The sequence below is a fragment of the Legionella qingyii genome (assembly GCF_003990155.1).
Classification (GTDB): domain Bacteria; phylum Pseudomonadota; class Gammaproteobacteria; order Legionellales; family Legionellaceae; genus Legionella; species Legionella qingyii.
On sequence record NZ_RZGX01000028.1, the window covers coordinates 1 to 12,589 of the forward strand.

Here is a 12,589-nt window from a genome sequence, read left to right on the forward strand (position 1 = left end):
TTCGGTCAACAAGCGAATCTTCATAATGCAGAGGCTAATTTAATCAATAGGGCAGTAGAAGAAAAGCGTACTTCACTTCAGAATGCTCATGACATAAAAGGTACTATTGATGCCATGGATGATGCTGCCTTGGCGGCTTTGACCACTTACCATAATACCCCGCGTGGTAACGAGGATCAAAAACGGGCGGCATTACAAGTTCTTAATACCACTTTAAATTTAGTTGTTGGAGTTGATTTCGGTCAACAAGCGAATCTTCATAATGCAGAAGCTAATTTAATCGATGCGGCAGTTGTAGCCAAGCATACTTCTTTGACCAATGCCAAAACTATTACCGATGCCATTAACACTAATTTAACAATGGGCAACGACGAAGCTGTAAACGCAAATATCCGGACCGTTCTGAGAGGTATTGCGACAGCGCCTAACATGAATACTGTTAGAATGAGGTTAAACGATGCGAGGGTTATACTTGGAAATGTTGATTTAAGTACTGCATTGACTACTGAAGACTTGTTGTCAAATACCGATGCACGAGATATAAAAAAACGAGCTAAAGAAAAGTATTATTTTTTTCTGATTTCAGATGCCATTAAAAAAATTGATCAGCCTCAACTCTTAGAGCGTATTGCTGCAGCGAGAGATGAAGATCAGATAGTTGCTGAAATAAATAGGCAACGAACCAGTTGGCGTTTTACTCGAGATTTTGTAAGAAATCATCTATCAGATGGAGATTGGCTGGAAATAAAGAGACAAGCTGGATTAAAACTTGCCGCCATTAATACAAAGCCAAATATGGCAGATTCCTTTTGGCAAACAGGAAAAGATCCTCGTCTCGAACATTTTACTGATAAATTAGTAAGAAATGATGGGACCGTATCGGATCCTACTCCTTCAAATGTGGCTCCAAGTACAGGTGCTGTGGGTATTCGTACTGCAAATCCTATTGAAACTCGTTATCAAGGGGTGAAATTACAGCAAGGAGATAAAATTGAGTCAGTTGCCAACTTTCCCCAAAAAGCTAGAGGTCAAAATGCTGCACAAGATACAGCTACAGGAAAGTTAGTTCAGGATCATACTGGTAAAGTAACAGATGTAACAGATGCTGCTGAACGAGATAAAATGACGGAACAAGAAAAATCTCAGATGGCAATTAAACAAGCTAAAATGCTCATAACCAATTTGAAGGGAACTGGTGAGCAAACTGTCTTTATTACCGGTGACGATCAGCATCATGCAGATAGAGTCTATGCCGCGCTTCTCTTAATGAAAAACGATTTAAAATTTAAAATAGAATCCCATGTTCCTGGCTGTGAAGGGCCACGTAAGAGAGCGGGATTTGAATTGCAATCAACTGTTGATGATAAATTTATCAAAGATAAGTTGAGGGGCTACAATGATAAGGCGCTGGAAGGTTTTAAAACAGAGGCTAAGGATTTCATTGCTAATACCAAAAAATCACGAGAACAAATGTCTCTTATGAGAGGTGGGCAAGCTGGGAGTTCGACAGATGCATTGAAGGTCGACGAACACCTAACTGCTTCAGGAAAAAAAATATAATTAGATCTCGTTTCTTGAGGCATGATAGGTATATTTTGAGACTATGAGAAAAACTCTACACGTGAATTAAGTAAACGCACTGGAACGTGTGGAGTGCTATTAAAATTCATACAGGGGGTTACACAATTGAATTCAAACCAACTGGCGATTGGTGTATTTGACTCAGGGATGGGCGGCTTAACTGTTTTGCGTGCATTGCGGGAGGGTCTACCGCAAGAATCGTTTATCTATCTGGGGGATACAGCTCGACTTCCTTATGGTACTAAAAGCCCAGATACGGTAAAACAATATGCCATGCAAATGGCAAAATTGCTGGTGGAGCGGCGAATTAAGGCTTTGGTAATTGCCTGTAATACAGCCACTACCGCCGCATTACCGTATTTACAGGAAATGTTACCTGGTATGCCTGTGCTTGGTGTGGTTGCACCAGGTGCTGCGGCAGCTGTTGCGGCAACTGAAAACAAACGCATTATTGTTTTGGCTACCGAAACAACGATTGCATCCAATGCATACCAAAATCTAATTACCCAACACGTACCCCAGGCAATAATTAATACTCGCGCGTGCAGCGTTTTGGTTGCTTTAGCAGAAGAAGGGATGGTGAACAATCAAGTTGCTCGCGAAGCGTTAAAACATTACCTGGATGGTTTTACTAACGAAGATACGGTGCTCCTGGGATGTACGCATTTCCCTGTATTTAAGCCTTTGTTGCGCGATTTGTTACCTAAAGGGGTTGCTATAGTTGATTCAGCACATGCCACGGCACTCGCCCTGCATCAGTTGCTCGAAAAGCAGGATTTGTTGAATGATATTCCTTCTGTCGGGCGTTCAGTAAGTTACATGGTAACCGACTCAATCAAGCGCTTCCAGATTGTTGGCGAGATATTCTTGGGCGAGCGGTTGGCCTCTGAGGACATCGAGCTTGTGGATGTTAAAGCTTAAACATAATTTCCATGTAACTCTAGTGATACTGCCATTCATTTAAGAAAAAACTGTCGTTCCCGCGCAGGCGGGAACCTATTTCTAGCAGGGTGCAGTGGTAGTTTAAGAATAGATTCCCGCCTGCGCGGGAATGACAAAAATTCATAACCGTTCGGGGATGCTTGAATCTTGGGCGAGCGGTTGGCCTCTGAGGAAATCGAGCTTGTGGATGTTAAAGCTTAAACATAATTTCCATGTAACTCTAGTGATACTGCCATTCATTTAAGAAAAACTGTCGTTCCCGCGCAGGCGGGAACCTATTTCTAGCGAGGTACAATGGTAGTTTAAGAATAGATTCCCGCTTGCGCGGGAATGACAAGAATTCATAACCGTTAGGGGATGCTTGAATCTTGGGCGAGCGTTGGCCTCTGAGGACATCGAGCTTGTGGATGTTAAAGCTTAAACATAATTTCCATGTAACTCTAGTGATACTGTGCCATTCATTTAAGAAAAAACTGTCGTTCCCGCGTAGGCGGGAACCTATTTCTAGTGAGGTGCAGTGGTAGTTTAAGAATAGATTCCCGCCTGCGCGGGAATGACAAGAATTCATAACCGTTCGGGGATGCTTGAATCTTGGGCGAGCGTTGGCCTCTGAGGACATCGAGCTTGTGGATGTTAAAGCTTAAACCTAATTTCCATGTAACTCTAGTGATACTGCCATTCATTTAAGAAAAACTGTCGTTCCCGCGCAGGCGGGAATCTATTTCTAGCAGGGTGCAGTGGTAGTTTAAGAATAGATTCCCGCCTGCGCGGGAATGACATTAATCTCTAATGGCTGCACGGGAATAACAAAATTCCTAATGTCTGCTCGGGAATAACAAAATTCTTAATGTCCTCAGAATAACAAAAAGTCTTAACCCACTGTCGTTCCCGCGCAGGCGGGAACCTATTTCTAGCAAGGTACAGTGGTAGTTTAAGAATAGATTCCCGCCTGCGCGGGAATGACAAGAATCTCTAATGGCTGCACGGGAATAACAAAATTCCTAATGTCTGCTCGGGAATAACAAAATTCCTAATGTCCCTGGAATAACAAAAAGCCTTAACCCACTGTCGTTCCCGCGAAGGCGGGAACCTATTTCTAGTGAGGTGCAGTGGTAGTTGAAGAATAGATTCCCGCCTGCGCGGGAATGACAAGAATTCATAACCGTTAGGGGATGCTTGAATCTTGGGCGAGCGTTGGCCTCTGAGGACATCGAGCTTGTGGATGTTAAAGCTTAAACCTAATTTCCATGTAACTCTAGTGATACTGCCATTCATTTAAGAAAAACTGTCGTTCCCGCGCAGGCGGGAATCTATTTCTAGCAGGGTGCAGTGGTAGTTTAAGAATAGATTCCCGCCTGCGCGGGAATGACATTAATCTCTAATGCCTTCGCAGGAATGACAACAATCTCTAAAGTCTTCGCGGGAATGACATTAATCTCTAATGTCGTCGCGGGAATGACAAAAATGGCAGAAAATCCGAGGTATAGAACTCATGGAGAGCGAGTTATTCTTCCTTAGGCGGCCGACTCATTAGATTCTGCACTACTTGTTTTGGACTAATTTTTCCTAGCAGTAGCGCATTAATTTGCTCACAAATCGGCATTTCTACATGATGCTGTTTGGCAAGGAAGCAGACTTGGGAGGCGTTATATTTACCCTCTACAACTTGGCCAATTTGCTGTTCAGCGTCGTTGATGCTGATATTTTGTCCTAGGAGTAGGCCGAAACGGCGGTTTCGTGATTGATCATCAGTGCAGGTTAAGACTAAATCACCTACGCCAGCCAAGCCAAGAAAAGTTTCTGCACGTGCTCCCAAAGCAAGTCCAAGACGCTCCATTTCTGCTAATCCGCGGGTAATTAATGCGGCTTTGGCATTCGCTCCATAACCTAAACCATCACTGATGCCACAGCCAATAGCCAAGACGTTTTTAATCGCACCACAAATTTGCACCCCGATCAGATCATCAGTCAGGTAAACACGAAGGTTATCGTGATGAAGTAATTCACGGATGCTTTTTTGATATTCTGAATCATTAGAAGCTAAAGTTACGGCGGTGGGTAGGAAGTGAGCTACTTCTTTGGCAAATGATGGGCCTGAAATAATTGCTTTGGGAAAGGTAGAACCAAAAGTTTGGCTCACTAAATCACTTAATAACTGATGGCTTTGTGGATCAATTCCTTTCGTCAGCCAAGCTAACCCTTGTGGCGTTTTCTTTATTTTGTTGATAATTTCTGCAAAAGCATGCGAAGGAACCGCAATAATAACGTAATGGGCTTCGTCTATGCATCGATCAAAATCGGCTGAAGGCTCAAGGGTTTCAGGAAAATCGATATCAGGTAAATAACGTGGGTTTGCTTTTTTCTCCGTCATAAGAGCAACATGCTGCGGGTCATGTCCCCACAACAACACACGATGTCCCACTTTGGCCAGGTGAATTGCAACAGCAGTTCCCCAAGAGCCAGCACCTAATATGGCAATGTTTTTTTGGTTCATTTTATGCTCTTAAATAGGAGTGTATTTGTAGCGGGACTGACGTAACCCGGGTTAAAAACAGATGCCTGTTACCAACCCCCGGGTTACGGCTTAGCTTGTCCCCGGGCTACAATACTTTAGTACGTAGTTGTATTTTTTAAGCTTGAACTTCTTTTTGTTTTTCTGCAAGTTGTTGCATGTATAAAGCATCAAAATTAATTGGTGCCAATACCAGTTGTGGGAAACTGCCACGAATTACTTGAGAGGTAATTGCTTCACGAGCGTAAGGGAATAAAATGTTGGGGCAGAAGCTGTTTAACAAATGGTCCAATTGATTCGCTGGTGCACCTTGAATGGTGAAGATACCGGCTTGTTTTACTTCGACAAGAAATGCAGTAGCTTTTTGGTTGGTTACGGTTGTCGTTACAGTTAATACCACTTCATAAACGCCTTCTTCCAGCATTGTGTTGGTAGTATTGATTTCGAGATTCAGTTCTGGTTCCCATTGTTGTTGAAACACAGCCGGAGTATTAGGTGTTTCAAACGATAAATCTTTAACATAAATTCTTTGAATCATAAATTGGGTTTCATTTTGGTTTTGCGCTTGGTTTGCTTGTTCGCTCATGATCTTGCTATCCTCTTAGTAATTGATCGAGTTTTCCCTGGGCTTCCAGGGCATATAAATCATCGCAGCCACCGACATGTTGGCCATTAATGAAAATTTGCGGTACGGTACGTCTTCCGCTTTTTGTTATCATTTCATCACGTAATTCTGGTTGTAAATCGATACGAATGTCTGTAAATGAAGCATGCTTTTGTTGCAATAATTCCCTGGCTTTGACACAGTAGGGGCAATAACCAGTACTGTACATAATTATTTCAGCCATACTCTTATTTCCCTTTAACTAATGGCAATTCAGCATTTGTCCAGGCAGCAATTCCACCGCTAAGTACATGCGGTTGATAACCTTGGGCGCGAATTTTGTTGGCAAGAGATTGTGCTTCAATAGCGCGTGAAGCAATTAGAATAATGGGGGTATTTTTATACTTATCCATTTTTTGCTGTTCAAAATCTTCGCTTCGGGCATTGATTGCATCAATAATGTGTCCTTGTTTAAAGGCTTCTTTGTCACGCAAATCGATGACAACAGCATTCTCATGATTAATCAAATCAACAGCAGCTTGAGGGGTCAGTTCTTTTGCTTTCTTTTTCTGAGTGATTAACTCATTGATAAATGTAAGCAATAAAACCACGATAAGGGCAAGCCATAACTGCCAATGATTTATGATAAATTGACCTAAATGTTCCATGTTCTCTCTTGATATTTTATTAATGTAGCGAATTATCCCCAGAATAAGGCATGAACGCAAGTCAAGGAACTATATAAAAATAGCAAAATGTAGTAGGGGCAGGCGTGGTGGAACCCGGGTTATGGCTTTGTCTTCACCCAGGCAATGATGCGCTTGAATCCAATCTAGCTTGGGTGTGGTTATTTCTGTTTTTTAAGTAGTACATAGACTGCTCCACTCCCTCCATCTTTGGGTAATGCGCTATGAAACGCTAAAACTTCATCTAACTGGGGTAACCAACGATTCAGCAAATTTTTAATTACCGGTGGCGCACCGAGGTTGCCTCCTTTGCCGTGAATAATTAATAGACATCTTTTGCTGTTTTCTGCCTGAGTTTGAATAAATTGACATAACGTATCTCGGGCATTTTCGCTTTTTAAACCATGTAAATCCAACCGGGCTTCCCATGGAATGTGCCCATTTCTTAATGCCTTAAATCGCTGGCTGGAAATACTTGGATGTGAATACGAAAGTATGGTCTCGGAAAGCACTGTATCCACAATCATATCAGACAAGTAATATTCCTTTTTTGCTTGTTTTATTGGTGATTTGATTTTTGGGGTTGGAATTGAAGGCTTAGGTTCCGGACTTTTTACCCGCTTGGTTTTTTCATTTAATGGTTTTACCAAACGCATGTATTCGCGAAACAGGGCTTTGTCTTCATCGGATAAAAAATCATCAGCCATTTTTAACTAGGAATGATTAAGTGATAACTGAAGTATAACTCAGGTGCAGTGCTGCTTGTATCTTTGATTTGCACGCAATGAGTTTAAATACGCCTAAATTCTAATATTTAAATGAAACCGAGTTTTGGTTTGCTTCACTTAGGCTACTTTTGTTGATTAACATAGGGTACAATTTGTACTTTTTCTGGATGAGAATCGAAATCCCATGAGCAACTATATACTTAAAGAAACGGAAGAACTAGACACAATTTTGGATTTTTTACGTTTTAGTGTGTCCTGCGCAATTAATGCGAATTTGTATTATGGCCACGGCACTGATAATGCTTGGGATGATATGCATTCATTAATTCTGAGAAGCTTGTCTTTGCCTTACGATTTAGAATCAAATTGGCTTAATGCACGTTTAACTACCAGTGAAAAAAAACATTTACATCAGCAATTGGAAAAGCGCATTAATCAACGGGTACCCGTACCGTATTTAATCAAAGAAGCCTATTTTTGTGATATTCCATTTTATGTGGATGAACGAGTTCTTATTCCGCGCTCGCCTATTGCAGAACTCATCAAAAATGAATTTTCTCCCTGGGTCGATGCGGATAAAGTGCATCGTATTTTAGATTTATGTACGGGCAGCGGATGCATCGCCATCGCATGTTGCTATGCTTTTCCCGACGCCCAGGTTGATGCAGTTGATATTTCCAGCGAAGCACTTGCTGTTGCTGCAATCAATCGTGAACAGTTAGGTGTGGAAGAGCAACTTAATTTAATTGAATCAGATTGTTTCTCTAAAGTGCCCAAGGTAGGCTATGATTTAATAGTTAGCAATCCTCCATATGTAGGCAAGGAAGAGATGCAAACATTACCTGACGAATTCCGTCATGAGCCTGTGTTGGCTTTGGAAACGAGTAATAATGGATTGGCCATTGTTGAAACAATTCTTCATAACGCTCATGATTATTTAAACGAAGAGGGTGTTTTGATTGTGGAAGTAGGGAATAGTGAAGCGGCTTTATGTGAGGCTTATCCTCATGTTCCTTTTACCTGGCTTGAAATGAGTCATGGTGGCCATGGCATATTTTTATTAACGAAGCAGCAACTAGAAGAGTACTTTAATGTCCGGTAATACCTTTGGAACTTTATTTACAGTAACAACTTTTGGTGAAAGTCATGGCCCGGCTATTGGCTGTGTGGTTGATGGGTGCCCGCCAGGATTACTGTTGCAAGAAGAGGACATCCAACCATTTCTGGATAAACGCAAACCCGGACAATCCAAATATACAACACAACGCCGCGAAGAGGATAAGGTACAAATTCTTTCTGGTGTTTTTGAAGGTAAAACCACTGGTGCGCCTATAGCTCTGTTGATTCATAATACCGATCAACGATCTCGGGATTATGAGGAAATCAAAAATTTATTTCGTCCTGGCCATGCCGATTTTACCTATCATCATAAATACGGTCATCGGGATTATCGTGGAGGTGGTCGTTCTTCAGCACGAGAGACTGCAGCACGTGTAGCAGCCGGAGCAATCGCACGGTTGTATTTGCAGCGCCATTTAAACATTGAAATCGTAGGTTATTTGCAACAAATGGGCGATTTGGTTTTGCACTTTGCAGATGAATCAGAGATTAATAACAATTCTTTTTTCTGTCCTAATAATACGCAAATTCAGGATCTTGCTGATGCTATTGAACACTTAAGACGACAAGGGGATTCTGTAGGTGCTCGTGTAAACGTAATTGCTAAAAATGTACCTGTAGGATTGGGAGACCCTGTATTCGACAAACTGGATGCAACATTAGCTTATGCTATGATGTCGATTAATGCAGTTAAAGGGGTTGAAGTAGGTGCAGGATTTGCCGCGGTGAATCAGTTAGGTTCCGTGCATCGTGATCAAATGTCACACCAGGGTTTTCTTAGCAATCATGCGGGAGGAATTTTAGGTGGGATTTCTACTGGACAGAATATAGAGGTTAGTATTGCATTAAAGCCTACTTCGAGTATTACTACCCCTGGAAAGACGGTCAATGTTTTTGGCGATGAAGTAACCGTCGTAACTAAAGGCCGACATGATCCTTGCGTGGGTATTAGGGCTGTGCCCATTGCCGAAGCAATGATGGCTTTAGTGTTGATGGATCACTATTTAAGATATAAGGCATTGATTGCCTAGAATACAGAAGAGGTCAAGAATGAGCAGAGAATTAAATGTAGCCATAGTGGGAGCCACTGGTGCAGTTGGCGAAACATTTCTAACTGTATTGGAAGAGCGTAATTTTCCAATAAAGACACTTTATCCATTGGCCAGTTCTCGTTCTGTTGGTAAAACGGTAGAGTTTAAAAACAAGCAATTGGATGTTTTGGATCTCGCTGAGTTTGATTTTAGCAAGGCTGATATCGCTTTATTTTCAGCGGGTGGGGCGGTCTCAAAAGAATATGCGCCTAAGGCTGCAGCAAGTGGCTGTGTGGTTGTCGATAACAGCTCTTGTTTTCGTTATGAAGACGATATTCCTTTAGTTGTTCCGGAAGTAAATGCTCATCGTATCGCTGAATATAAAAATAGAGGTATTATTGCCAATCCTAATTGCTCTACCATCCAAATGGTCGTAGCTCTGAAGCCTTTGTATGATGCTGTAGGAATTAGTCGTATTAATGTTGCGACGTATCAATCTGTTTCTGGAACTGGAAAGAAAGCCATTAGTGAATTGGTTTCGCAAGTAGGGGACCTCTTGAATGGTAGACCTGCTAATGTCAATGTTTATCCACAGCAGATTGCTTTTAATGCAATTCCGCATATTGATCAGTTTGAAGAAAATGGTTATACCCGCGAAGAAATGAAAATGGTGTGGGAAACCCGCAAAATAATGGAAGATGACAGCATTATGGTCAATCCTACTGCAGTCAGAGTGCCTGTCATTTATGGACATTCCGAAGCCATTCATTTAGAACTAAAAAAATCTTTAACTGCTGAAGAAGCCCGTAAGATTCTTGCTAAGGCTCCCGGCGTAAAGGTGGTTGATAATGTAAGTAAAGCAATTTATCCGACTGCAATAAAAAATGCGATCGGCCATGATGAAGTATTTGTTGGGCGAATTCGTCAAGATATTTCACATCCAAATGGATTAGATTTGTGGGTTGTTGCAGATAATATTCGCAAAGGTGCTGCGTCGAATGCAGTGCAAATTGCTGAAATTTTGCAACGAGAATATTTATAGTTCCAATGGTTTTTCGGTGCCTTCTCTCTTTTGGGGAGAAGGGACTTCATCATACCAATATAGTATTTTGATCAACCAGATCGCTAAAAAAATCCTCCTACTTTTTATAAGCTAAGTTATACTTTGATTAATACGATTGGATTTTTAAACTATGCTAAATGAATATTATTTAACCGATGATATTGAAGAACCTGTTCTGGCGAGTAGTATTTTATCTTATGCTACTCCCACTGTTTCTGGTAAGCGTTTTAATGAATTAAAAACAGGACAAATTGCATGGGAAGCAAAACTGGACCTCTCCAATTTACCATCGGAGGGGGCTCGTACAGCATTGTTGGAATTTATCAATAAACAAATAAAGAAGCATAAACATTGTATACTCGTAACCCATGGTACAGCAGGCTCTAAAAATACTCCTCCAGTATTAAAGAATTTAATTAATCACTGGTTACCACAAATCAGTGAAGTAACTGCTTTTCACAGCGCACTACCCAAAGATGGTGGTATTGGCGCAGTATATGTTTTGCTGAGATCGGCAATGGATTTGCCTGTACCTACTCGTATAGAAAAAAGTACTTCCTATTTGGTTGCTGAAACCAAGGCTATGGAGCGACAGAGACGTCTGGCTGAACAGCAAGGCGAGCGACGGATAGCACTAGTAAAAGCACGTCAACACTCCGATTATGAGGCTCAACCTGGTCCTGAGGGCGAATTGCAAAATAATATTTTACAACATCCGGAGTTAGATAGTCAGCGTTATGATGGAATTGACTCTCCTTTAAACCCTGAACCTCCGTTAAATACTGATGCACGACGTGAATATGATAATGAACGACGCAATCAGGAACAAGAAAAACAACTGCGTTTAGGTAATATGCCCAAATTTACTAATACTCCTAAACCTAGAGGACCTTATTAATGACTATTGCAAGTGACATAATCAGTCATCGAATGCCTGATTTTGAAGCTTATCTTCGAGCAGGAGAAACGTTGGATGACATTGACGAATATGGTTTTACACCCTTAATTGAGTGTGCTATTACACGCCAAATTCAAATTGCCGAACAGTTGATTGCTCGGAAGGTCGATGTTAATAAATCAGATGTGACCGGGCGAACTCCATTGCATTGGGCTGTAGATAATAATGATGTTGCCTTGGCGCAGTTGCTATTAGAGCATGGTGCAGATCCTAATGCGTATACGCGTAATGGACTTTCGGTATTAGTTTATCCTGTATTACGCAATCAAGATACGCTGAAACATTTACTCTATCAACATGGGGCTAAGCTCGATTTTGCGCTTGATTTTATTAATGGCAAACTAATCGGGCATCGTTTTGAATTACAAGGTGATGTGGATATAGTCAATGCCAAAGGAGAATTTATTGAACTGGATTATGAAGGATTCATTCTTGAATTTACAGTTGCAGTAATAAGGGATGCCTTAAAACGTTTTATCAATAGTTATTCAACACGCCATTTACGTGAATATTTTCCATTGGCTCATGTGATTATCGATGCGTTTTCGCTTGCTGAAGAGCTGTTGCAATATCAGCACTTGCCTTTGCTCAGTGAACAGCACATGCAAAGGCTAAACGCTTTATTAAAAGTACCCATGTTAATTCTGCCTGCAGCAAGTCGAGGCCATGCAATGGGCTTTATTCGCTTTGGTCAATGGTGGGCTAAAATTGATCGCGGCGAAAACAGCCTTAAGGAAGGAAGTGTTAATATCTATAAAATCACTCGCCCTGAAGCCTTTAATGCCCATTTTCTACAAAATTTTCTTTATAAAAAGCAACCAAGAAATTTTTTCCATCAGATGATCAACCATCATTTAGGCTTGGTACCGGTAGCAAAGATCCCAATTAGTTCGCAAATTAGCGGCAATTGTTCCTGGGCCAATATACAAGCCATTGTGGCAGTTGCTTACGCTATTCAAGGATTGGAAAAAAATAGCTTTTTGAATTCAGATCCTGCTATGGCTTTTTATGATGAATGGGTCTCCTGGGATAAGGAACGGGCGATAGATGAATGCATCCAGCGTTTTTATTTGGCCAATCCGGTGCGTAAGGCGAGTATTGCGGCAATGCTGGGAGGTGTTTTATTTCAAGCATTTAATTATGAAAACAAGCGACATTTAGAAATGGCGGAAAAAATACTTAAAATTTTAACCCTGCCGGATTATGAATATATTTTGAAAAGTTATCTGGAAGAATATTGCATCAAGCGACTCACTAGAAGAGGCAATAATTTACTTAAAATCCTCGATGATTGTGGTATAAACCCCAACATTGGGGTCAATCCTATCGCCACCGGCTTATAATTTCATCAGGACTTACGAAAAA

12 protein-coding genes are annotated in these 12,589 nt (G+C 41.2%); 7 read left to right on the forward strand and 5 right to left on the reverse strand.

The features are described from left to right. On the forward strand, window positions 1–1,560 hold a 1,560-nt coding region (locus tag ELY20_RS16820; RefSeq protein ID WP_158618896.1), incomplete at its 5' end, for a hypothetical protein. Between the two features lie 126 nt (window positions 1,561–1,686). Then, entirely contained in the window at window positions 1,687–2,502 is an 816-nt protein-coding gene (murI, locus tag ELY20_RS15595) for a glutamate racemase (protein WP_110144228.1), read from the forward strand. A gap of 1,525 nt (window positions 2,503–4,027) precedes the next feature. On the opposite strand, the gene ELY20_RS15600 is transcribed toward murI, so the two are convergent. From ELY20_RS15600 to ELY20_RS15620, 5 genes are all read right to left on the reverse strand, one after another. Then, a complete protein-coding gene (locus ELY20_RS15600; RefSeq protein WP_110144007.1) occupies window positions 4,028–5,017 on the reverse strand; it encodes an NAD(P)H-dependent glycerol-3-phosphate dehydrogenase in 990 nt (329 codons plus the stop codon). Window positions 5,018–5,153: 136 nt separating this feature from the next. After that, window positions 5,154–5,621, reverse strand: a complete 468-nt coding sequence (gene secB, locus ELY20_RS15605) for a protein-export chaperone SecB (protein WP_058466963.1) — start codon at window positions 5,619–5,621, stop codon at window positions 5,154–5,156. 7 nt (window positions 5,622–5,628) lie between these two features. After that, window positions 5,629–5,883: a glutaredoxin 3 gene (grxC, locus tag ELY20_RS15610; RefSeq protein WP_110144008.1), complete on the reverse strand. Its 255-nt coding sequence runs from the start codon at window positions 5,881–5,883 to the stop codon at window positions 5,629–5,631. Between the two features lie 4 nt (window positions 5,884–5,887). Further along, complete coding sequence (locus ELY20_RS15615; protein WP_110144009.1) at window positions 5,888–6,307, reverse strand: rhodanese-like domain-containing protein; 420 nt, start codon at window positions 6,305–6,307, stop codon at window positions 5,888–5,890. 179 nt (window positions 6,308–6,486) lie between these two features. Further along, a complete protein-coding gene (locus tag ELY20_RS15620; RefSeq protein WP_110144010.1) occupies window positions 6,487–7,032 on the reverse strand; it encodes a Smr/MutS family protein in 546 nt (181 codons plus the stop codon). 205 nt (window positions 7,033–7,237) lie between these two features. Here ELY20_RS15620 and prmB point away from each other — a divergent pair, with 205 nt between their 5' ends. The 5 genes from prmB (at window position 7,238) to ankH (ending at window position 12,567) form a co-directional block, all read left to right on the forward strand. Next, on the forward strand, window positions 7,238–8,155 hold the full coding sequence (gene prmB / locus ELY20_RS15625; RefSeq protein ID WP_110144011.1) for a 50S ribosomal protein L3 N(5)-glutamine methyltransferase: 918 nt from the start codon (window positions 7,238–7,240) through the stop codon (window positions 8,153–8,155). After that, on the forward strand, window positions 8,145–9,203 hold the full coding sequence (gene aroC / locus ELY20_RS15630; RefSeq protein WP_110144012.1) for a chorismate synthase: 1,059 nt from the start codon (window positions 8,145–8,147) through the stop codon (window positions 9,201–9,203). The genes prmB and aroC overlap by 11 nt, the downstream gene beginning before the upstream one ends. A 19-nt stretch (window positions 9,204–9,222) precedes the next feature. Next, complete coding sequence (locus ELY20_RS15635) at window positions 9,223–10,245, forward strand: aspartate-semialdehyde dehydrogenase (RefSeq protein WP_110144013.1); 1,023 nt, start codon at window positions 9,223–9,225, stop codon at window positions 10,243–10,245. Between the two features lie 151 nt (window positions 10,246–10,396). Next, window positions 10,397–11,164, forward strand: a complete 768-nt coding sequence (locus ELY20_RS15640) for a Smr/MutS family protein (protein ID WP_110144014.1) — start codon at window positions 10,397–10,399, stop codon at window positions 11,162–11,164. After that, window positions 11,164–12,567: a Dot/Icm T4SS effector AnkH/LegA3 gene (gene ankH / locus ELY20_RS15645; protein WP_127059508.1), complete on the forward strand. Its 1,404-nt coding sequence runs from the start codon at window positions 11,164–11,166 to the stop codon at window positions 12,565–12,567. The genes ELY20_RS15640 and ankH overlap by 1 nt, the downstream gene beginning before the upstream one ends. Window positions 12,568–12,589: the final 22 nt, after the last annotated feature.